General features: G+C 63.7%; 21 protein-coding genes. 10 read left to right on the forward strand and 11 right to left on the reverse strand.

The annotated features are described in order from the left end of the window. Positions 1-92: 92 nt before the first annotated feature. Positions 93-1,610 (reverse strand): nucleobase:cation symporter-2 family protein, encoded by a 1,518-nt coding sequence (locus IAE36_RS18235; RefSeq protein ID WP_060483037.1) that lies wholly within the window; start codon positions 1,608-1,610, stop codon positions 93-95. Between the two features lie 261 nt (positions 1,611-1,871). Next, positions 1,872-2,234: a PilZ domain-containing protein gene (locus IAE36_RS18240; protein WP_201213892.1), complete on the reverse strand. Its 363-nt coding sequence runs from the start codon at positions 2,232-2,234 to the stop codon at positions 1,872-1,874. Positions 2,235-2,398: 164 nt separating this feature from the next. On the opposite strand from IAE36_RS18240, the gene IAE36_RS18245 reads away from it, so the two are divergent. The 3 genes from IAE36_RS18245 (at position 2,399) to yjiA (ending at position 5,738) form a co-directional block, all read left to right on the forward strand. Continuing rightward, positions 2,399-4,465: a carbon starvation CstA family protein gene (locus IAE36_RS18245; RefSeq protein ID WP_028633316.1), complete on the forward strand. Its 2,067-nt coding sequence runs from the start codon at positions 2,399-2,401 to the stop codon at positions 4,463-4,465. Between the two features lie 13 nt (positions 4,466-4,478). Beyond that, positions 4,479-4,676 (forward strand): YbdD/YjiX family protein, encoded by a 198-nt coding sequence (locus IAE36_RS18250; protein ID WP_003251633.1) that lies wholly within the window; start codon positions 4,479-4,481, stop codon positions 4,674-4,676. A gap of 84 nt (positions 4,677-4,760) precedes the next feature. Further along, positions 4,761-5,738 carry a GTPase gene (yjiA, locus tag IAE36_RS18255; RefSeq protein WP_028633315.1) on the forward strand — a complete coding sequence of 326 codons (978 nt, stop codon included), beginning with the start codon at positions 4,761-4,763 and terminating at the stop codon, positions 5,736-5,738. Here yjiA and IAE36_RS18260 read toward each other — a convergent pair. Continuing rightward, on the reverse strand, positions 5,698-7,182 hold the full coding sequence (locus tag IAE36_RS18260; RefSeq protein ID WP_201213894.1) for a methylenetetrahydrofolate reductase C-terminal domain-containing protein: 1,485 nt from the start codon (positions 7,180-7,182) through the stop codon (positions 5,698-5,700). The two genes, yjiA and IAE36_RS18260, sit on opposite strands and share 41 nt — an antisense overlap. Positions 7,183-7,429: 247 nt before the next feature. On the opposite strand from IAE36_RS18260, the gene IAE36_RS18265 reads away from it, so the two are divergent. Continuing rightward, positions 7,430-8,263, forward strand: a complete 834-nt coding sequence (locus IAE36_RS18265) for a 5-methyltetrahydropteroyltriglutamate--homocysteine methyltransferase (RefSeq protein WP_201213895.1) — start codon at positions 7,430-7,432, stop codon at positions 8,261-8,263. Between the two features lie 3 nt (positions 8,264-8,266). Here IAE36_RS18265 and IAE36_RS18270 read toward each other — a convergent pair whose 3' ends face one another. Next, positions 8,267-9,448 carry an acetyl-CoA C-acetyltransferase gene (locus IAE36_RS18270; protein ID WP_201213896.1) on the reverse strand — a complete coding sequence of 394 codons (1,182 nt, stop codon included), beginning with the start codon at positions 9,446-9,448 and terminating at the stop codon, positions 8,267-8,269. A 286-nt stretch (positions 9,449-9,734) separates the two neighbouring features. Between IAE36_RS18270 and fabV the strand changes: the two genes are divergently transcribed. Then, positions 9,735-10,946 carry an enoyl-ACP reductase FabV gene (fabV, locus tag IAE36_RS18275; protein ID WP_201213897.1) on the forward strand — a complete coding sequence of 404 codons (1,212 nt, stop codon included), beginning with the start codon at positions 9,735-9,737 and terminating at the stop codon, positions 10,944-10,946. Positions 10,947-11,018: 72 nt separating this feature from the next. Here the strand turns inward: fabV and IAE36_RS18280 are convergent, their stop codons facing one another. The 5 genes from IAE36_RS18280 to IAE36_RS18300 all read right to left on the reverse strand — a co-directional run bounded on the left by IAE36_RS18280 (position 11,019) and on the right by IAE36_RS18300 (position 13,790). Then, on the reverse strand, positions 11,019-11,360 hold the full coding sequence (locus IAE36_RS18280) for a HopJ type III effector protein (protein WP_201164623.1): 342 nt from the start codon (positions 11,358-11,360) through the stop codon (positions 11,019-11,021). Further along, positions 11,353-11,649 (reverse strand): DUF1244 domain-containing protein, encoded by a 297-nt coding sequence (locus tag IAE36_RS18285; RefSeq protein WP_028633309.1) that lies wholly within the window; start codon positions 11,647-11,649, stop codon positions 11,353-11,355. Before IAE36_RS18285 ends, IAE36_RS18280 begins: the two co-directional genes overlap by 8 nt. A gap of 10 nt (positions 11,650-11,659) precedes the next feature. After that, entirely contained in the window at positions 11,660-12,397 is a 738-nt protein-coding gene (gene folM, locus IAE36_RS18290; RefSeq protein ID WP_201213898.1) for a dihydromonapterin reductase, read from the reverse strand. 33 nt (positions 12,398-12,430) lie between these two features. Further along, the gene (locus IAE36_RS18295; protein ID WP_201213899.1) at positions 12,431-13,003 is read right to left on the reverse strand and encodes an antibiotic biosynthesis monooxygenase; all 573 of its coding nucleotides are present in this window, start codon (positions 13,001-13,003) and stop codon (positions 12,431-12,433) included. A 169-nt stretch (positions 13,004-13,172) separates the two neighbouring features. After that, a complete protein-coding gene (locus IAE36_RS18300) occupies positions 13,173-13,790 on the reverse strand; it encodes a hypothetical protein (RefSeq protein WP_201213900.1) in 618 nt (205 codons plus the stop codon). 225 nt (positions 13,791-14,015) lie between these two features. Here IAE36_RS18300 and IAE36_RS18305 point away from each other — a divergent pair, with 225 nt between their 5' ends. After that, positions 14,016-14,471 (forward strand): flavodoxin, encoded by a 456-nt coding sequence (locus IAE36_RS18305; RefSeq protein WP_201213901.1) that lies wholly within the window; start codon positions 14,016-14,018, stop codon positions 14,469-14,471. A gap of 16 nt (positions 14,472-14,487) precedes the next feature. On the opposite strand, the gene IAE36_RS18310 is transcribed toward IAE36_RS18305, so the two are convergent. Then, positions 14,488-15,387 carry a LysR family transcriptional regulator gene (locus tag IAE36_RS18310; RefSeq protein WP_201213902.1) on the reverse strand — a complete coding sequence of 300 codons (900 nt, stop codon included), beginning with the start codon at positions 15,385-15,387 and terminating at the stop codon, positions 14,488-14,490. Positions 15,388-15,486: 99 nt separating this feature from the next. On the opposite strand from IAE36_RS18310, the gene IAE36_RS18315 reads away from it, so the two are divergent. From IAE36_RS18315 to IAE36_RS18325, 3 genes are all read left to right on the forward strand, one after another. After that, on the forward strand, positions 15,487-15,873 hold the full coding sequence (locus IAE36_RS18315) for a CidA/LrgA family protein (protein WP_028633303.1): 387 nt from the start codon (positions 15,487-15,489) through the stop codon (positions 15,871-15,873). Beyond that, a complete protein-coding gene (locus IAE36_RS18320) occupies positions 15,863-16,549 on the forward strand; it encodes an LrgB family protein (protein WP_060483047.1) in 687 nt (228 codons plus the stop codon). The genes IAE36_RS18315 and IAE36_RS18320 overlap by 11 nt, the downstream gene beginning before the upstream one ends. A gap of 169 nt (positions 16,550-16,718) precedes the next feature. Then, positions 16,719-17,624, forward strand: coding sequence for an alpha/beta fold hydrolase (locus tag IAE36_RS18325; protein WP_201213903.1), 906 nt, complete (start codon positions 16,719-16,721; stop codon positions 17,622-17,624). Positions 17,625-17,861: 237 nt separating this feature from the next. Here IAE36_RS18325 and IAE36_RS18330 read toward each other — a convergent pair whose 3' ends face one another. Further along, positions 17,862-18,644, reverse strand: a complete 783-nt coding sequence (locus tag IAE36_RS18330) for an IclR family transcriptional regulator (protein ID WP_201213904.1) — start codon at positions 18,642-18,644, stop codon at positions 17,862-17,864. 170 nt (positions 18,645-18,814) lie between these two features. Between IAE36_RS18330 and hmgA the strand changes: the two genes are divergently transcribed. After that, on the forward strand, positions 18,815-20,116 hold the full coding sequence (hmgA, locus tag IAE36_RS18335) for a homogentisate 1,2-dioxygenase (protein ID WP_201213905.1): 1,302 nt from the start codon (positions 18,815-18,817) through the stop codon (positions 20,114-20,116). The last annotated feature ends 1 nt before the right edge of the window (position 20,117 follow it).

Here is a 20,117-nt window from a genome sequence, read left to right on the forward strand (position 1 = left end):
CCGCACAAACCACGTCATACACCTGGCCGCCATCACACGATCTAAGCCGAGGCCGGCGCAGGCTTCAATCGCTAGCAAGCGCCCACCTGGCGTTAGTGCTCGGCCACCGCGGCCCGCTTCACCGCCTCGTTGCCATGTTCGTCCACCACCCGCATCGGCACTTCATTGCCTTCGGCGTCGAACAGCTTGCCGTCCTTGAAGTAGTCGCCATCACGCAGCGCAGAAATGTCCGAATACTCGATGGTGCGCTCGTAAGCGGCGGCGAACACCGACTGTTGGTCCGAGTTGCCCGTGGTGAAATGGTTGAAGATCAGGTTCAGCAAAATGGCCATGATCGCCGCCGAGCTGATGCCGGAGTGGAAGATGGTTTCGAACCAGTTGGGGAAGTGGTGATAGAACGTAGGTGCCGCGATCGGGATCATGCCGAAGCCCAGTGAGGCAGCAACAATGATCAGGTTCACATTGTTCTTGTAGCTGACCTTCGACAGCGTGCGGATGCCGCTGGCGGCCACGGTGCCGAACAGCACGATACCCGCACCACCCAGTACCGGCGTGGGCACGGCGGCAATCACCCGCCCCATGATTGGCAGCAGGCCAAGCACCACCAGAATCACACCGCCGGTGGCCACCACGTAGCGGCTTCGCACGCCTGTCACCGCTACCAGGCCAACGTTCTGGGCGAAGGCGCTCTGGGTGAATGAGCCGAAGATTGGCGCCAGGATGCTCGATGCCATGTCGGCACGCAGGCCGTTGCCCAGGCGCTTGGAGTCGACCTTGGTGTCGATGATTTCACCCACGGCCAGAATGTCCGCCGAGGTTTCCACCAGGGTCACCATGATCACGATGCACATCGACAGGATGGCGGCGACGTGGAATTCAGGCATGCCGAAGTGAAACGGGGTAGGGAAGGCGAACACCGGGCCTTCGGTAACCTTGCCGAAGTCGGCCATGCCTAGGGCCCAGGCGATCAACGTGCCCACTACCATCGCCAGCAAGATCGACAACCGCGAAATGGTCGCGCTGCCCAGCTTGCTCAGCAGCAGCACAATGGCGAAGGTCAGGGCGGCCAGGCCGATATTGGCCACGCTGCCGAACTCCGGCGAGGCGCTGTTGCCGCCCATCACCCAGCGCGCGGCCACCGGCATCAGGGTCAGGCCGATGGTGGTGATGACAATGCCCGTCACCAGTGGCGGGAAAAACTTGGTGATGCGCGAGAACACCGGGGTAATCAGAAAGCCGATCAGCGAGGCCGCCATCACCGCGCCCAGCACACCGGGCAGGCCACCGCCGCCCTCGCTGCTGAGAATGGCGCCCATGGTCGCCACACCGGCAAACGACACCCCCTGCACCAGCGGCAACTGGCAGCCGAAAAACGGCAGCCCAAGGGTTTGCAGCAGGGTCGCCAGGCCACCGGCAAACAGGGAGGCGGCGATCAGCATGCCGATCTCGGCAGGGTTGAGGCCTGCTGCCTGGCCAAGGATCAGCGGCACCGCGACGATGCCCCCGTACATGGTCAGCACATGCTGTAGCCCATAGGCCAGGTTCGCACCCAGGCCGAGGTTTTCGTCCTCCGGACGCGGGGTGGGAGACGTGCTAGGGGACGTGGTCATTGAGCAGGCTCTCTGTTTATTGTTGTGTGGCTACTGTAGACATTTCAGCCCATAGATTGCCACACAAATTGTATACAATATTTAGATCCAAGCGCGCGGGCAGGTGCCTGCTAAGCGCCTGTAACCCAATGCAGGAGCCGTACCAATACGCTGAATGCGGCCTAGAGGGGTGTGTACAAATACAGCCCAACCGCAGCCAAAGCTGTCTAGACGGACAGGAAAGTCAGTCTGAGGGGGATGTTAGCTAGCTAAGAGATTTCATTATTCGATCAGTTGCCGCAGTTCGCGCATCATTTCGGTGCCATCGGCCAGGTTCAATTCCACAAGACGGTGCAGGTGGCTCATCGAGTCGAGGTCGATGTACAGACAGATAAAGCCCAGCCGGTCAGGCTCTTCGTGGCGCAGTTCCACTTGCATGTGCACCCGCTCCTCGGGGCCCAGGTGGATGATGGCGTCGAAATCCTGAGTGAGGTCGGCGCTCCAGTTGGCAGGGCGCTGGACCAGTAGGCCTTTGAGTGACAAGTCCAGCAGGGTGGCTGGCCAGCGCTGCTGGCCCTGGCACAGTTCAGTGGGCGCATCGAAATCGATGCGCAGGAAGCGGCGGCGTTCAGGGGGGGTGCTCATGATGCAGGCCTCGCATGACATCCGGAGTCGAATGAATTCTGCCTGGTCGGCTTAGCGCGCAATCCTTTCGGAAAGGCTCTATTCCCAAGCAAGTGTGGCAATGCGCGATGACTCGCCCTAGACTCGATGGGCGGTCTTTCCAATCCACCAGCTGGAATCAAACCATGAACAACAATAATAGCCTGCTACGCCACCTACCGTGGCTGGCGCTGGCAGTCCTGGGAGCCTGCGCACTGGGCGTGGTCGCCCTGCGTCGCGGCGAGGCGATCAACGCCTTGTGGATCGTGGTCGCGGCAGTGGCCATCTACCTGGTTGCCTATCGCTACTACAGCCTGTTCATCGCCACCAAGGTGATGCAACTCGACCCGCGCCGCGCCACACCGGCGGTGCTCAACAACGATGGCCTGGACTACGTCCCCACCAACAAACACATTCTGTTCGGCCACCACTTTGCCGCCATCGCGGGCGCAGGCCCCCTGGTCGGCCCGGTACTGGCCGCGCAGATGGGCTACTTGCCCGGTACCCTGTGGCTGATCGCCGGCGTGGTACTGGCCGGTGCCGTGCAGGACTTCATGGTCCTGTTCATGTCCACCCGCCGCAATGGCCGCTCGCTGGGCGACATGGTCCGCGAAGAAATGGGCCGTATCCCAGGCACCATCGCCCTGTTCGGCTGCTTCCTGATCATGATCATCATCCTGGCAGTGCTGGCGCTGATCGTGGTCAAGGCCCTGGCCGAAAGCCCCTGGGGCATGTTCACGGTAATGGCGACCATCCCGATCGCGATGTTCATGGGCATTTACATGCGCTACATCCGCCCGGGCCGCATTGGCGAGATCTCCATTATCGGCGTGGTGCTGCTGTTGCTGTCCATCTGGCTTGGCGGGCAGATCGCCGCCGACCCGGTATGGGGCCCGGCGTTCACCTTCACCGGCGTGCAGATCACCTGGATGCTGGTGGGCTACGGCTTCGTTGCTGCCGTGCTGCCGGTGTGGCTGGTACTGGCACCGCGTGACTACCTGTCCACCTTCCTCAAGATCGGCACCATCGTCGGGCTTGCCATCGGCATCCTGATCATTGCGCCCGAGCTGAAGATGCCGGCCCTGACCCAGTTCACCGACGGCACGGGCCCGGTGTGGAAGGGCACCCTGTTCCCGTTCCTGTTCATCACCATCGCCTGTGGTGCGGTGTCGGGCTTCCATGCGCTGATCTCCTCGGGCACCACGCCCAAGCTGCTGGATAACGAAACCAACGCGCGTTACATCGGCTACGGCGGCATGCTGATGGAGTCGTTCGTGGCGATCATGGCCATGGTCGCGGCCTCGGTGATCGAGCCGGGCGTGTATTTCGCCATGAACAGCCCGGCCGCCGTGGTCGGTGCCGACGCAGTTTCGGTGGCGCAGACGGTCAGCAGCTGGGGCTTCCTGATTACGCCGGAACACCTGGAAGCCGTCGCCCGTGACATTGGCGAACACACCATCCTGGCCCGTGCCGGCGGTGCGCCAACCCTGGCGGTGGGTATTGCGCAAATCCTGCACCAGGTGTTGCCGGGCGAAAACACCATGGCGTTCTGGTACCACTTCGCCATTTTGTTTGAGGCGCTGTTCATCCTTACCGCAGTGGATGCCGGTACCCGCGCCGGGCGCTTCATGCTGCAGGACCTGCTGGGCAGCTTCGTGCCGGCGCTCAAGCGCACCGAATCGTGGGGTGCCAACCTGCTGGCTACCGCAGGTTGCGTGGCGATGTGGGGCTACCTGCTGTACCAGGGCGTGATCGACCCACTGGGCGGTATCAACACGTTGTGGCCGCTGTTCGGTATCTCCAACCAGATGCTGGCCGGTATTGCCCTGATGCTCGGCACCGTGGTGCTGATCAAGATGAAGCGCCAGCGCTACATCTGGGTCACCCTGTTGCCGGCTGCGTGGCTGCTGATCTGCACCACCGCTGCGGGCCTGATCAAGCTGTTCGACCCGAACCCGGCCGTGGGCTTCCTGGCCCTGGCCAAGAAGTACAGCACCGCACTGGACGCCGGCCAGGTACTGGCCCCGGCCAAGGACATCGGGCAAATGCAGCACGTGATCTACAACGCCTACACCAATGCCGGGCTGACCATCCTGTTCCTGGTGGTGGTGTTCAGCATTCTGTTCTTCGCGATCAAGGTGGGTTATGCCGCCTGGGGCCGCAAGGAACGGACCGACAAGGAAACCCCGTTCCAGGCTTTGCCTGACGCTTGAGAGGACTGCTGCGATGTTCAACGACCTGGGTCGACTGGGGAAATACCTGGGGCAGGCAGCCCGCCTGATGGTCGGCATGCCCGACTACGACAACTATGTCGAACACATGCAGAAGACGCACCCGGACAAGCCGGTGATGAGCTACGAGGCGTTCTTCCGTGAACGCCAGGAGGCCCGTTACGGAGGCAAGTCCGGGCCCAAATGCTGTTGAACCCCAGGCGTTGACCTGTACTGGCCTCATCGTCGGCTTGCCGGCGATGAGGCCCTTTGTTTTTCCGCTCAGGAGATTTTCTGCGTGCAGACGCCCATTCCCGTCACCGTCCTCACCGGCTTCCTTGGCGCTGGCAAGACGACCTTGCTCAAGCACATGCTCAAGGCCGAACACGGCCTGAAGCTTGCGGTCATCGAAAACGAATTCAGCGAGGCCGGCATTGACAGCCAGCTGCTCGGTGACCAGCCGGTACAGGTGATGACCCTGGCCAATGGCTGCGTCTGCTGTAGCATTCATGGCGACCTCACCCGTGCCCTGTACCTGTTGCTGGAGCGGCTGGATGCCGGCGAGATCGCGTTCGACCGCCTGGTGATCGAGTGCACCGGCCTTGCCGACCCGGCACCGGTTGCGCAAACCTTTTTCGTCGACGAGGAATTGCGTGAGCGTTACATCCTCGACGGCATCATCACCCTGGTGGACGCGGCCCATGCCGAACTGCACCTTACCCAGGCCATCGCCCAGGCCCAGGTCGGCTTTGCGGATCGCCTGCTGTTGAGCAAAACCGACCTGGTCGAGCCGGACGCCGTGCTGGCGCTGCGCGAGCGGCTTGGCCGCATCAACGGGCGGGCGGCCATTCATGTGGTGGAGCACGGCCGCATTTCCCTGGCCGAGCTGCTGGATGTGCGTGGCTTCAACCTCAACCCGGACCTGGGCGCCAACCTCAAGCCTGCCCTGCGCCCGGTGCTCAAGCCGGCCACGCCGGACCGTATCGCCACCCTGGTGCTGCGCACCGATACGGCGCTGGACATCGACCGCCTCAGCGACTTCATGAACGGCCTGCTGGAAACCCATGGCAAGCAGTTGCTGCGCTACAAAGGGGTGCTCAACATCGCCGGGGAGCCACGCAAGCTGGTGTTCCAGGGCGTGCTCAAGCTCTATGGCTTCGACTGGGATGCCGAGTGGGCCGAGGGCGAGGCCCGCGAGAGCGTGATGGTGTTCATTGCCGACGACCTGCCCGAGGCTACGATCCGGGCTGGCTTCGAGGCGCTGACTGCGGCGTAGCACGCGTGGTCGGGGCCCCGAACCACTGGGGCCATGAACTGCGGTGACGGGTGTGCTCCTCGATACAGGGGATCAGGCGTTCGGCCAGCACCGCGGTCTGCTGCACGGCCTTGGCTGTGCGGTATTTCACGCTGTGGATGCACTCGCGGTCGCCGAATTCGCAGCGGTTCAGTGCCGTGCCGCCGCAGGGGCCATTGGCCAGGCCCTTGGGGCAGGTTTCCGGGCAGATATACAGCGTGTCCTCAAGGCGGCAGCGGCCACAGGTGTCGCAGCCCAGCAGCGGGCGCTTCACCGCGCGTTCTGCCGTGTGCAACACCTTAGCGCCCAGGCGGGTGGACCACACCGGCTGGCGCACCGCCCAGCCGAAAGCCTGGCTCAGGCCATTGCGGCGGCTGAACAGCAGTGAGTGCATGCCGTGCATCAGGTGGTAGCGCGCCTGCTGCGTGAGGGTGGCGGTTACCCGCGACTCCCCCTGGCGCCACGCGGCCTGTGGCGGGTGGAACGTGACGGCAGGCAGGCCTGGCATCTGCCAACTGGCCTGCCAGGCGGGTGCCCACTGCGCCATGTCGGTTACCTGTGCCTGCCAGTGCTCCAGTCGCGCTTCCAGCGCCAGCAACTGGCTGATCTCGTGAATGCCCGACAGGTGCACCCCGGCATAGCCCATCAGCTTCACGCCAATCACCTGCAAGGCCAGCCTGTCGACGCTGCGGGCCTGGGCAAAGGCCTTGGATTGCGCCGCCTCGGCTTCGAGCATGTGCCGCATGGACGGTGTGACGGTAACCCCGGCGACGTGATCGAGCATGTTTGCCCGGCCTTGGGTCAGGCCCATCAGGCAGGCCAGTAGCGGTTTGGGCGCAGGCTGGCGGCGCATCCAGTGCATGGCCTCCTGGTGTTTGCCCGCATCGAAGCCCAGTTGCAGCGTGAAGAAGTCGGCCCCTGCCGCGAGCTTTTTCTCGGCCTTGAAGTACTGCGCCGCGCCTTCTTCCTCACAGTACTTGAACGGGTTGAGCGCGGCGCCCAGTAACCAGTGTGGGTACGCCTGACGCGCCATTTGCAGCGCCGCGACCGACTCCAGGTAACGCACCGGGCGCTCGCCTGGCTGATGCCCAGGCAGGCGGTCGCCCGTGAGTACCAGCAACTGATGCAGGCCGGCCGCGTCCATGCGCTGCAACTGGGCGAGCAGGTGGTGCCGCTCCCGGTCCTTGCCAGAAAAGTGCGGCAGTGCCGGTACCGGATTGCTGAACGAGGCCAGGGCGTCGAGCGGGGACATGTCCAGAGGGCTGCCGACCCGGTCACCGATAGCGACGGTCATCGGCCAGCCGCACAGGTGCCCGCGGGCCAAGATCGCATCCATGGCCGCGAAACGCTCAGCCGAAGGCTTGGGGACGAATTCCATCACGCAGACGAAGCGCTGTTCGCGCAATGCGGTTTTCAGCACGTTCATGGGGCCGGGCACCTGAGGAAACAGGCTGACATTGTGCGGCAGATGCACCTCGCGGTCATGTCCGGTTGCGTACGGCGGTGATCTGTTTGAGACACCGGTTTTGCCTGCGCCGGTCATGACGGCGCCATCTGTACTGCGGGGGCCATCATGAGCATTTTTTGGATTCATCTCAAATTTAATGAGTTTGTCTCAAGCATCCCCTGCCCGGACAATTCCCTCATTCTTTTGATACCTCGAGGGGCAAGACATGGCACTGGCGCACAACCTGGGCTTCCCACGCATCAGCGACGATCGCGAACTGCGTGCCCGCCATTGGCAGGCGCAGAAAGAAGCCGGTATCGAGCTGCTGCCCGTCGGGGATACCGCCTGGTACTACCAGCACCCTGGCGTCGTCGACGCCCAGGCATCCGTGCTCGCTGGGCATCTGGAACCGCTTTTCCAGGAGGTGACAGAAGCCATCGCGCTGGGCCATGCGGTCAAGCCGGTGCTGGTAGGCCCTTTGACGCTGCTGTGGCAGGGCGAAGAAAACGGCCTCGATGCGCTGGAACGGCTCGACAGCCTGCTGCCCGAATATGACCAGGCCCTCAACCAGCTTGCCGTGCTGGGGGTGGAATGGGTGCAGATCGATGAGCCCATTCTTGCCCTTGAACTGCCCCAGGCCTGGAAAAACGCCTACGAGCGTGTCTACAACATCCTCCAGCGGGCGCCCTTGAAAAAACTGATCGCCACCTGCTCCGGTGCCTTGGGCGGCAACCTGGGCCTGGCGGCGAACCTGCCGGTCGATGGGCTTCACATCGACCTCGTGCAGGCGCCTGAACAGTACCTGAGCGTGCTCGACCGCCTGCCCGCCTACAAGGTGCTGTCGCTGGGGTTGGTTGATGGCCGCCAGGCATCACCTGGCGACCTGGCGCAGCTTCAGGATGTGCTGCGCGATGCCCATGACAGGCTGGGCGAGCGGCTCTGGCTGGCCCCCTCATGCTCGCTGCTGGACAACCCGCTGGAGCAGGCTGTGCACAAATGCCGGCAGGTGGGGGCGTTGGTGCATGCGGTGAACACGTCCCACACCCCTACACCTCGCTAGTGCCTACCGGCGTTCAAGGGCCAGGGCTACCCCTTGGCCGCCGCCGATGCACAGCGTCGCCAGCCCTTTGCGGGCATCGCGTTTGATCATCTCGTGCAGCAAGGTCACCAGTACCCGGCACCCGGATGCGCCAATCGGGTGGCCAAGGGCAATGGCGCCGCCATTCACATTCACCCGCGCCGCATCCCATTCAAGCGCCTTGCCTACCGCCAGCGCCTGGGCCGCGAAGGCCTCGTTGGCTTCGATCAGGTCCAGGTCGGCCAGCTGCCAGCCAGCCTTTTCCAGGCAACGCTGGGTGGCCGACACTGGGCCGATACCCATGATCGCCGGGTCTACGCCCGCGCTGGCGTAGGCCGCCACCCTGGCCAGCACCGGCAGGCCCAGCGCCTCGGCTTTGGTTGCGCTCATCAGCAACACCGCTGCAGCACCATCATTCAGGCTGGACGCATTGCCTGCCGTGACGCTGCCATCCTTCTTGAAGGCCGGGCGCAGTTTGCCCAGCGACTCGGCTGTGGTACCCGCCCGGGGCTGTTCGTCACGGGCGAATGCCGTGGGGTCGCCCTTTTTCTGCGGCAGCACGATCGGGGTGATTTCATCATCGAAGCGGCCCGCCTCGATGGCGGCTACGGCCTTGCGCTGGGATTCTGCAGCAAAGGCGTCCTGCTGTTCGCGGTTCAGGCCATAACGTTCCACCAGGTTCTCAGCCGTGATGCCCATGTGGTAGTCGTTGAAGGCGTCCCACAAACCATCGGTGATCATGCTGTCGAGCAGTTGGCCATGCCCCATGCGCTGGCCTGTGCGGGCCGAGGGCATCACATAGGGCGCCAGGCTCATGTTTTCCTGGCCGCCGGCAACCACCACGTCGGCGTCACCGCAACGGATGGCCTGGGCGGCAAGGTGCAAGGCCTTCAGGCCCGACCCGCATACCTTGTTCAAGGTCAGTGCCGGCACGCTGTAGGGCAGGCCAGCCTTGACCGCCGCCTGGCGCGCCGGGTTCTGCCCTGCGCCTGCGGTGAGTACCTGGCCCAGGATCACCTCGTCGACCTGCGCAGGGTCCAGCCCGGTCTGCTCCAGCAGGCGCTTGATCACGGCGGCGCCAAGGTCCACGGCAGGGACGGCGGCCAGTGCGCCCTGGAAACTGCCGATGGCGGTGCGGGTTGCGGCAACGATGACCACGTCGTTCATGTTGTTGTTCTCCGTGCGGGTACGTTAAACACCCAGCATCGTCTGCCTGGGCTCATTTGTTAAGTTTGATTTTCTTGTGGATTGATAGCCAAACCCAATCAATTCGCAGGGCCCCTGGCGCTTGCGTCCCGCCTGGTTTCGCGCCAGCAGTGCGCCTCAGGTTTTGAATCGCCCCGTTCACCCCTTAATATGTGCCGCATCATCTGCGGGGGGAGTCTCACCCTCTGTTAAACGAGAGCGCCAAGGTGTGGCGCTTTCCCGGCATCAACCTGACGAGGTACAGACATTGGCCATCATTCATCCCAAGGTCCGCGGTTTCATCTGCACCACGACTCACCCGAAGGGCTGCGAGCTCAACGTTCGTGATCAGATCGAAGCCACCCGTAAGCTGGGCGTGCGCGAGGATGGTCCGAAGAAGGTCCTGGTAATCGGTGCGTCCAGCGGCTACGGCCTGGCGGCGCGCATTACCGCAGCCTTTGGCTTCAAGGCCGACACACTCGGTGTGTTCTTCGAAAAGCCAGGCACCGAGACCAAGCCAGGCACCGCCGGCTGGTACAACGCCGCTGCCTTCGACAAGTTTGCCAAGGCCGACGGCCTGTACAGCAAGTCGATCAACGGTGACGCCTTCTCTGATGAAGCGCGGGCCAAGGTCATCGAGCTGATCAAGAACGACATGGGTGGCAAGGTTGACCTGGTCATCTATTCGCTGGCCTCGCCTGTGCGCAAACTGCCACAGACCGGCGAGCTGGTGCGTTCTGCGCTCAAGCCTATCGGCCAGCCGTACAAGTCGACCGCCATCGACACCAACAAGGACACCATCATCGAGGCCAGCATCGAGCCGGCCACCGAGCAGGAAATCGCTGATACCGTCACCGTCATGGGTGGCCAGGACTGGCAGCTGTGGATCGATGCCCTGGCCGGTGCCGACGTGTTGGCCGAAGGCGCCCGCACCGTGGCGTTCAGCTACATCGGCACCGAGATCACCTGGCCGATCTACTGGCACGGTGCGCTGGGCCAGGCCAAGCAGGACCTGGACGAAACCGCCCTGCGCCTGGACCAGAAGCTGGCCGGTGAAATCAAGGGTGGCGCCAACGTGGCCGTGCTCAAGTCGGTGGTAACCCAGGCAAGCTCGGCCATCCCGGTCATGCCGCTGTACCTGTCGATGGTGTTCAAGATCATGCAGGAGAAGGGTGTGCACGAAGGCACCCAGGACCAACTGGACCGCATGTTCCGCGACCGCCTGTACCGCACCGACGGTGCGCCGGCAGAGGTGGACGAAAAGGCGCGCCTGCGCCTGGACGACTGGGAACTGCGTGACGATGTGCAGGATGCCTGCAAAACCATGTGGCCACAGGTGACCACCGAGAACCTGTTCGAGCTGACCGACTACGCCGGTTACAAGAAGCAGTTCCTCAACCTGTTCGGCTTCGAGCGCGCTGACGTCAACTATGACGAAGACGTGGCAACCGATGTGAAGTTCGACTGCATCGAGCTGTAACCCGCTTCGGCCCGCCTTGGCGCCCTCGCAGCACAGTCACTGCGAAGGCCGCTAAGGCAGGGCCGGCCTGCTTCACGCTTTGCGCGTGAGGGGCTGCGCCGCAAAGGTGACGCCCGCCAGGCCATGTTTGATCAGTGCCCGGATGTTGCCGTGGTCGCTGCCTTCCGGGGTGGCTACTACGTCGCGGTAATGCTCGCCAAATGCCAGCAAGGCTTCCTGATCGCTCAACCCTTCCAGCAGTGCCAGGCCCAGCGTCTTGCAGGAGCCTTCGTTCTGCCCGGCTGCGCTCTGCAGGCCGCCGTTGTCGAATGCCTGGGGCTGGTAGTCATAGTGTTCGGCAACAAACGCCAGGGTGTCGGCGAAAGCGTGTTGGCCGCTGGCCAGGCGGGTGCGCAGGGTGTTCAGGTCAGTCACGGGGTTTTCCTTGTTCGAACGCCGCCTGTTGTTCGGCGCTGGCTTCTTTCTGGTAGTGGGCTTTCCATTCGGCGTAGGGCATGCCGTACACCACCTCGCGGGCATCATCCAGGCTCAGGTCAACCTGGCGCTCATCGGCTGCGGCCTTGTACCACTTGGACAGGCAGTTACGGCAGAAACCGGACAGGTTCATCAGGTCGATGTTCTGCACGTCGGTGCGTGCGCGCAGGTGTTCGACCAGGCGCCGGAAGGCGGCGGCTTCAAGTTCGAGCTGTTGCTGTGGGGTCATGGGGCTTCTCTCAGATCATGCGGTTCTTCAGGTGGCGGCCACCGTTGATGACCACCTGGCTGCCGGTGCTGTACTGGCTGGCCAGCAGGTACTTGACCGTTTCGATCAAGGGCCCGGCACCGGGTTCGAATTCCAGCAGGGCTTTTTTCAGGGTTTGCCGGCGGTAGTCGTCATCGCCGCCTTCCTTGAGCATCAGCAGCCCGGGCAGGATACCGTTCACGCGCACCGTGGGGGCGTACTTTTCAGCAAACGACAGCACCATGTTCTGCAGGGCGGCCTTGGTGGCGGCATAGCCGATGTGGCTCTTGCTGCCACGCGAGGAGGTTTCGTCGCAGACGTGAATGATGTCCGCCTTGCCCACCTTGGCCAGCAAATCGCCCAACGCCAGGTTGAGGTGGTAGGGCGCCTCCACGTGCAGGCGGAACATGGTTTCGAGGTGGTCCAGCCCGTCGTCAAGCCACAGCGATGCATTGTGAATGATGGCGCGCAGGCCGTCGTACTCGCTGTGCAGGTGCTGGATGAGCGCCTCGCGGTCGGCAGCCTGGCACAGGTCGGCCTGGAACTGCACGATGTTGGGGTGGGCCGCCTGGGGCAGGAGGCTGCGGCTGGCACTGACCACCAGGTGGCCGGCCTGCGCCAGTTCCACGGCCAGGGCCAGCCCGACACGCTGGCTGGCTCCGGTAATGAGGATGGGGCTATTCATGTTCGGGGCGGTCAACTTTGTCTGTCGTTGGTTGCCGCCCAGCATACCCGAACTGCCTGCCGTGTGCGTGGCCTGGCCTCAGCGGCTGCGCGAGGCCTGGGGCGCGGGCCGGGCCGGGGTGGGGGAGGCATGCAACCAGCCCGCCAGCAGGTGCGTCGACAAGGGGATGAACAGGTAGACCATCAACGGCGTCAGAGCCAGGGTGCTGAGGAAGATGCGCGGCACGATGCCCAGGCTGGCCAGCCAGTGGCCGAACACCAGGTTGAACGCCAGCGACACCGGGAAGAATGCCAGCCAGATGGCCACGGCCTGCTTCCAGCGCGGCGGTTTGCGCACCAGGCTGGTGCCGAACCAGTCGTCCAGGCCGCTGACGCGCGTCTCTCTGGGGCGCTCGAACAAACCGTTGCCGCGCTGCAGCCAGGCGCGTCGCGACGCGGAGTGCTCCCAGGCATTGAGGGTGGGCTCGTCGCTGAAGCGGAAGATAATCTGGAATTCGTCGCCATCGCTGGGCGGTGCGAGGATGCCGGAGCCCAGGTAGCCGGGGAATTCGGTGGCCAGTTGTTCGCCTTCGTGCAGCCAGGCCAGCAGCGCCTGGTAGCGGCCGTGAGCGGCACGGCGCGACACCATCAGGGTAACGGGTGGGGTAGACATCGTGTATCTCCAGACAACGGGGCTGGCGGGTAGCTGGCCCCTGGCTATGTCGACCGGGGTGGTGGGCGACACAGGCATGCATGCAAGAATTGGGCGCGGATTATCGCTGATGTGGCGGCGCTGGCAAGCATCGGCCGCCAGGCGGCTCGCATCATCGGTAGCGCAGGGGTCAGGCGGCTGGCTGCGTATGCAGCTCCGGGTGCACGCGGCTGTGGGCCTGGAGAATGTAGTCGCGCAGGCGCTCGATGTCCTCAGCGGCACTGCGGCCAAGGTGGTAAGCGGCTTTGGTGCCGTTTATCTGCCGCCGCTGCGTGCCTTTCAACTCGATGGGATCGATGTCGCCGGGGGCGAATTGAAGTTCAAACTGGTCGGGGGCTTCCGGCAGGCCGCGCAATTCCACCAGCACGCCCTTGAAGGAGATGTCGCACACCCACAGCCCGCTCGGTTGCCCATCGGCATTCAGCAGGGCGAGGGGTTGGTCCAGGGAAAGGCGCCACGGGCGTAGCCTGGGGCCATCTTCGTAGATTTCCGGTGCCCCCAGTTGCAGGTGCAGGGTATGAAACTCGTCTTCGATCACCTGCAGCGGAAAGCTGATCTGCTGGTTGTTGAAGTGTGCTTGCAGGGTCACCTGCTCGTCGGCCACCAGGCGCGTGAGCAAGTTCTGGACACGGCTGTCGCCATTGACCAGCAGGCTGGGCAAGGCATCGGCCACATCGAACTGCGGCGACTGCTGGACGTCCTGAATATAATCCAGTTCATCCTGAGTCAAGAGCACGTCTTCTTGCATGATGAAACTCGAAGGTGAGGGTTCTTCAACCCGATTGACTGCTTGTACACGCCTTGGTTCAGCCATAGCGCCCAGGTTTCGGACGAACGCGCTATTCACCCACCGCACGGCCTATCGAGTATGAAGGTGCAACGTGCAGGGGAGCATCCGGAAGAGAGGCGGCCTTTTGCCAGCGCCGGGTGCTAGTATCCTACGTTTTCACTCAGTTTCGGAATCCTCTCCCCGATGAAAGTCGCCATTATTTCCGGGTCGGTGTACGGCACCGCCGAAGAAGTCGCCCGTCACGCCGAGTCACTGTTGAAGGCTGCTGGCCTGCAGGCCTGGTACGCAGCCCGCAGCACCTTGCAGGATATCCAGGCGTTCGCCCCGGACGCCCTGCTGGCCGTGACCTCCACCACCGGCATGGGTGAGCTGCCGGACAACCTCATGCCCTTGTACAGCAGCATCCGCGACACCCTGCCAGCCGCGTGGCGCGGGCTGCCGGGCGCGGTGATAGCGCTGGGCGATTCCAGTTATGGCGATACCTACTGCGGCGGCGGCGAGCAGGTGCGCGAACTGTTTGCCGAGCTTGGCGTGCAGGAGGTGCAACCGATGTTGCGCCTGGATGCCAGCGAGACCGTAACCCCCGAAACCGATGCCGAGCCCTGGCTGGCCGACCTCGCTGGCGCGTTGAAGGCCTGATCGGCCCTTGTGCGTATCAGCCGTTGCCCGATACCAGGGCGGGGTATTCGCGCAACAAGGCCAGCCAGGCCTGCGCCGCCCGCGACAGGTGCGCCCCACGTCGCCAGATGAAGGCGATGTCCCAGCGCAGGTCTGAGGGTGAACACAGTGGCACCCGTACCACGCCAGGGCGCTCCAGCGCCCTGGCCACCACGCGGGGAAGCAGCACCACACCCTGGCCTGCCGCCACCAGGGCGGCGAGAAAGTCCGCCTGGCCGCTGCGCCCACCCTCCCTGGGCGTGAAGCCTTGTTGCTGGCAGGCCTTCAGCAGCCGGTCGTTGAGCACGAAGCTGCGCTGGTACAGCAGAAACGGTGTGTCGGCCAGTTGCCGCAACGTCACACTCTCAAGGCTGGCCAGCTCGTGGCTGGCCGGTAGCAGGGCGTCCAGTGGCTCGTTGCAGAAGGGTTGATACTCGAACCCCTGGTCGCTGGGGGTAAGGCTGCCGCCCAGCTCCAGTTCGCCTTCGCGCACGGCCTGCTCGACGCTAAGGCTGCCACCCTCGAGCAACTGAATGGCGATGTTCGGGTAGCGCCGCCGGTATTCGGCAAACAAGCCCGCGAACAGGGCGTCGCTGCCCAACATCGGCAAGCCCAGGCGCAACTCGCCACGCCCCATCTGGTTGAGCGCGTCCAGTTCGTCCAGCAGAGCCTGGCGCTGGCGCAGCAAGGCTTCGCCACGCTCCAGCACCACGCGCCCGGCGCTGGTCAGGTGCAGTTGCGAGGCCTGGCGTTCCAGCAACGGCTGGCCCACATCTTGCTCCAATTGGGCAACCTGCTTGCTGACCGCAGATTGGCTGATATGCAGCGCCTGGGCGGCATGGGTGAACCCGCCGCAGCGCACCACTTCGATGAAGCTTCGCAGTTGTTTGAATTCCATCTCTCTCGATTCCTTTATGGAATGGCTTCAAGTCTAACAATTCGCTTTTGGCCTAGGGAGGCAGTTTTTACAATGGCAGGCCTGTCGAGGACTAACAGCATGAATACCGCTTTACTGAAAAAGACGTTGCGCCTGCTGGCGGAAATGGCCGTGATTGGGGCCCTGTTCCTGCTAGGTGGCAAGCTGGCTGCGTGGCTAGGCTGGCCTATACCCGGTGGCGTCATGGGCTTGGCGCTGCTGTTGCTGCTGTTCGCCTGCGGCGTGCTCAAGCCCGCCATGCTGCAACTGGGCGCTGGCTGGCTGATGGCTGAGATGCTGCTGTTTTTCATCCCCGCCTTGATGAGCCTGCTGGATTATGGCGCCCTGGTGCGCGACGAGGGCTGGCGCATCCTGCTGGTGATCGCGCTGAGTACCTTGGTGGTCATGGTGGTGACCGCCCTGACCGTTGAATGGGTCTGCCGCTGGAGCCTGCACCGTGAGCCTTGAACCGATGCCGCTGTTCTGGCTGCTGCTCACCTTGCTGGCGTACCTGGGCAGCCGCTGGCTGTATCGGCGCAGCGGGCGCTACCTGTTGTCGCCATTGATACTGGTGCCCGTGCTGCTTCTGGCGGTGGCCATCCCCTTGCACACGGCCTATGCCGAATATGCCCGCAATACCCATTGGCTGATGGGTGTGCTGGGCCCTGTGACCGTGGCGTTCGCCGTCCCGATCTGGCAACAGCGCGCCCTGCTGGCGCGGCACTGGCCTGCACTGTTGATCGGCATGGTGGTGGGCAGCAGTGCCTCCATTGCCAGCTCCTGGGGGCTGGCTCATCTGTTGGCGCTGGACACTGCCACCAGCCTGTCGCTGGTTCCGCGGTCGATTACTACGCCGTTCGCCATGCCCCTGGCGCAAGACCTGGGCGGTGTGCCAGAGCTGACCGCAGTGTTCGTGATGTTCACCGGCGTGCTCGGTGCCCTGTTCGGGGGTGTGCTGCTGCGCTGGTTGCCCCTGCGCACGCCGCTGGCCCGCGGTGCCCTGTTTGGCGTGGGGGCCCATGGTGCAGGGGTGAGCAGGGCGCAGGAAGTGGGCAGCGAAGAGGGTTCGGTGGCCGGCCTGGTGATGGTGCTGACCGGGCTGTTGAACCTGTGCGCCGCGCCCTTGCTGGCGCTGTTGCTCTGACCGTTCGTGCCACTGACTCGCTCAGTCATCAAGCTGGCTGGCAACGCAAGTTCCAGGCGCAGGGCGGCTGGCTAGACTCAGCCTCGATCAGAGAGCACATGTAAGTGCCGAGGTGACATGCAATGACCGCAGCCTTGCCCTATCACGTTGACTAACCGGGTTCCTTCCGATGCCTATGGCCGAAATTCCATTGTGCGTCTGGCGTACCCGGGGACAGAGTTTCACTTTCCGGGGCCAGAGCATCCGCTACTGGACCGCAGGGCAAGGAGCGCCCCTGCTTTTGTTACACGGTTTTCCCACGGCCAGTTGGGACTGGCACTACCTGTGGGGGCCATTGTCGCAGCGCTTTCGGGTGATTGCCTGCGACATGCTGGGTTTCGGCGACTCGGCCAAACCCGTTGACCACGGCTACACCCTGGTGCACCAGGCTGACCTGCAACAGGCCCTGCTCGATCACCTGCATATGGAGCAGCCTGTGCACCTGCTGGCCCATGACTACGGCGGCAGTGTCGCTCAGGAACTGCTGGCCCGGCACCGCGAGCAGCGTGCCAACATTGCCAGCTGCGTCTTCCTCAACAGCGGGTTGTTCCCGGAGCATGCGCGCCTGTTGCTGTTGCAGAAACTGCTGCTGAGCCGGGTGGGCTGGCTGGTGGCGCGCTCATTCGGGCGTGATGATCTAGTGCGCAACATGACGCGGGTATACGGCCCCTGCACCCACCCGAGCGAGAGTGCCCTGGATGATATGTGGAGCCTGGTGGCGGCCAACCGGGGTACGCGCATTCTGCACAAGCTGGCGAATTATGTACCAGAGGCCAGGGCGTACCGTGATCGCTGGGTGCATGCGCTGCAGGGTGCCAACGTGCAGCTGCGCCTCATCAATGGTGCGGCCGACCCGCTGTGTGGCGCCCATATGGCTGAACGCTACCGGCAGCTGGTGCCCGATGCCGACGTGGTGCTGCTTCAAGGCATAGGCCATTACCCTCATAACGAGGCACCGGTGCAGGTGCTGCGTCATTACCTTGCATTTCGCGAGCAGATAGCCCGCTGCACCCTTCAGCAGGTGGCATGGTCCTAGGGCGATGCCTGGTCGACAGCCTGTGGACAGGCAAAAAAAAACCGCTGCAAACCGCAGCGGTCAATCGAGACGTCAGATCAAGGAGCTTCAAAATCAACGTCGTTCCGGCACGCCTGAAAAGCGGGGGGAAAGCCCATCAGGCCGGCCAGTGGTTCAAGAATAAGCACTTGATCCGCCGAGAAAAATAGCCACTTGTGACATTCACCTTTACATCAGGGGCAACAGTGCAGCCGGCCCTCAGGCTTCAGTGGCATGCCCCATGCGCCAGCTCACCTCGCGTGCGGCCGCCAGCAACTGCCGGGCGGCTGGCCCGTGCTCGTCGGCATGGAACATCGAGGTAGGCCCCACCACCGTCATCACCGCTGCAATCTGCCCCATGGCGTTGAATACCGGTGCAGACAAAGCATCCACCCCTGGCATCAGCAAACCGTGCACGTGGTGCAGGCCCCGCTCACGGATCCCCGCCAGCAACGCGTGGTAGTGCTCGGCGCCCTGCTGCAGGGTCGCAAGTTCTCGTTCAAGCAATTCGGCCGTTTCGCGCTCGGGAAGGTGGGCAGCGAACACCAGCCCGGTGGACGAAGTAAGCAGCGGCAGCACCGAGCCGATCTGCGTGACCACGGTAACCGCCCGCACCGCCGGTTCGATGCTGATCACGGTGGCGCCCTGGTTGCCCCATACCGCAATGAAGCAGCTCTCGTTCAGCGCGTCACGCAGCTGCGACAGCGGGAGGGAGGCGATCTTCAGCACGTCGATGCTGCCCAGCGCCGCCAGGCCCACACGCAAGGCCTCACGGCCCAGGCCGTAGTGGTTGGTGGCGGCATCCTGCTCGGCGAAGCCACTGGCAATCAAGGCCTGCAGGTACCGGTGCACCTTGCTCGCGGGCATCTGCACATGTTCGGCGAGGCGTGACAACGACGTGGAAGGGGACAGCTGCGCCAGGGCTTTGAGGATGTCGGTACCCACCTCCGCCGAGCGGACTTTCTGCTTGCCATTGTCGGTGGAGGTGCTGGCACGGGCCATGGGTGTCGTCTTCTGCAGTCTTCAGTCGGGCCTTTATAGCTTGACGCCAGGCACGGGGCAAATTACGTTATCCGTAATCTGATTACGATAATAACAATGCAGACCTGCTGGCGGCTTCACGGCCCTGCCGGCAACTGCCCGAACAGGCTCTGCCAGAGCCGGAGGCACCGATGGACCGCGAGCTGTCACCCGACCTTCACTACTTGAGTGGCTTTGGCAACGAGTTCGCCAGCGAAGCGCTGCCGGGTGCCCTGCCGGTGGGGCAGAACTCACCGCAAAAGGCCCCCTATGGGCTGTATGCCGAGTTGCTGTCGGGTACCGCCTTCACCATGGCCCGCAGCGAGCTGCGCCGTACCTGGCTGTACCGCATTCGCCCTTCGGCGCTGCACCCTCGCTTCGAGCGCCTGGCCCGTCAGCCGCTGGCCACGCCACTGGGGGCTGTCACCCCCAACCGCCTGCGCTGGAACCCGCAGCCTATCCCCGCAGAGCCGACTGACTTCATCGAAGGCTGGCTGCCGATGGTGGCCAACGCGCCCGCCGACAAACCGGCGGGTGTGAGCGTGCACGTCTACCGTGTCAACCGTTCGATGCAGCGCGTGTTCTTCAATGCGGACGGCGAACTGCTGCTGGTGCCCGAGCAGGGCCGCCTGCGCATCGCCACCGAGCTGGGCGTGATGCAGGTAGAGCCGCTGGAGATTGCAGTGATCCCCCGGGGCATGAAGTTTCGGGTGGAACTGCTGGACGGCCAGGCCCGGGGCTACATTGCCGAAAACCATGGGGCGCCCCTGCGCCTGCCCGACCTTGGGCCAATTGGCAGCAATGGCCTGGCCAACCCCCGGGATTTCCTCACCCCGGTGGCGCATTACGAAGCGCTGGAGGGGCCGGTGCAACTGGTGCAGAAGTTTCTGGGCGAGCACTGGGCTTGCGAGCTTCAGCATTCCCCGCTGGACGTGGTGGCCTGGCATGGCAGCAACGTCCCTTACAAATATGACCTGCGCCGCTTCAACACCCTGGGCACGGTCAGCTTCGACCACCCCGACCCGTCCATCTTCACTGTGCTCACCTCGCCGAGCAGCGTGCACGGCTTGGCCAACATGGACTTCGTGATCTTCCCGCCGCGCTGGATGGTGGCCGAAAACACCTTCCGGCCACCGTGGTTCCACCGCAACCTGATGAACGAATTCATGGGCCTGATCGCCGGTGCCTACGATGCCAAGGCCGAGGGTTTCCTGCCCGGGGGGGCTTCGCTGCATGGGGTGATGAGCGCCCATGGCCCGGATGCCGACACTTGCAGCAAGGCCATCGCTGCCGACCTGGCGCCGCACAAGATCGACAGCACCATGGCCTTCATGTTCGAGACCAGCCAGGTGCTGCGCCCGAGTCAGCAGGCCTTGGCATCCCCACACTTGCAGGCCGACTACGACAGTTGCTGGGCCACCTTGCCCAGCACGTTCAACCCGAACCGGAGATAAG

The organism is Pseudomonas sp. S36, assembly GCF_016647875.1.
GTDB classification, from domain to species: domain Bacteria; phylum Pseudomonadota; class Gammaproteobacteria; order Pseudomonadales; family Pseudomonadaceae; genus Aquipseudomonas; species Aquipseudomonas parafulva.

What these genes read in the sequence shown, in the direction of transcription:
- IAE36_RS18235 (WP_060483037.1), bottom strand. Translation starts at nt 1,610, where the DNA reads ATGACCACGTCCCCTAGCACGTCTCCCACCCCGCGTCCGGAGGACGAA.
- IAE36_RS18240 (WP_201213892.1), bottom strand. Translation starts at nt 2,234, where the DNA reads ATGAGCACCCCCCCTGAACGCCGCCGCTTCCTGCGCATCGATTTCGAT.
- IAE36_RS18245 (WP_028633316.1), top strand. Translation starts at nt 2,399, where the DNA reads ATGAACAACAATAATAGCCTGCTACGCCACCTACCGTGGCTGGCGCTG.
- IAE36_RS18250 (WP_003251633.1), top strand. Translation starts at nt 4,479, where the DNA reads ATGTTCAACGACCTGGGTCGACTGGGGAAATACCTGGGGCAGGCAGCC.
- IAE36_RS18260 (WP_201213894.1), bottom strand. Translation starts at nt 7,182, where the DNA reads ATGAACGTGCTGAAAACCGCATTGCGCGAACAGCGCTTCGTCTGCGTG.
- IAE36_RS18265 (WP_201213895.1), top strand. Translation starts at nt 7,430, where the DNA reads ATGGCACTGGCGCACAACCTGGGCTTCCCACGCATCAGCGACGATCGC.
- IAE36_RS18270 (WP_201213896.1), bottom strand. Translation starts at nt 9,448, where the DNA reads ATGAACGACGTGGTCATCGTTGCCGCAACCCGCACCGCCATCGGCAGT.
- IAE36_RS18285 (WP_028633309.1), bottom strand. Translation starts at nt 11,649, where the DNA reads ATGACCCCACAGCAACAGCTCGAACTTGAAGCCGCCGCCTTCCGGCGC.
- folM (WP_201213898.1), bottom strand. Translation starts at nt 12,397, where the DNA reads ATGCTGGGCGGCAACCAACGACAGACAAAGTTGACCGCCCCGAACATG.
- IAE36_RS18295 (WP_201213899.1), bottom strand. Translation starts at nt 13,003, where the DNA reads ATGTCTACCCCACCCGTTACCCTGATGGTGTCGCGCCGTGCCGCTCAC.
- IAE36_RS18300 (WP_201213900.1), bottom strand. Translation starts at nt 13,790, where the DNA reads ATGCAAGAAGACGTGCTCTTGACTCAGGATGAACTGGATTATATTCAG.
- IAE36_RS18305 (WP_201213901.1), top strand. Translation starts at nt 14,016, where the DNA reads ATGAAAGTCGCCATTATTTCCGGGTCGGTGTACGGCACCGCCGAAGAA.
- IAE36_RS18310 (WP_201213902.1), bottom strand. Translation starts at nt 15,387, where the DNA reads ATGGAATTCAAACAACTGCGAAGCTTCATCGAAGTGGTGCGCTGCGGC.
- IAE36_RS18315 (WP_028633303.1), top strand. Translation starts at nt 15,487, where the DNA reads ATGAATACCGCTTTACTGAAAAAGACGTTGCGCCTGCTGGCGGAAATG.
- IAE36_RS18325 (WP_201213903.1), top strand. Translation starts at nt 16,719, where the DNA reads ATGCCTATGGCCGAAATTCCATTGTGCGTCTGGCGTACCCGGGGACAG.
- IAE36_RS18330 (WP_201213904.1), bottom strand. Translation starts at nt 18,644, where the DNA reads ATGGCCCGTGCCAGCACCTCCACCGACAATGGCAAGCAGAAAGTCCGC.
- hmgA (WP_201213905.1), top strand. Translation starts at nt 18,815, where the DNA reads ATGGACCGCGAGCTGTCACCCGACCTTCACTACTTGAGTGGCTTTGGC.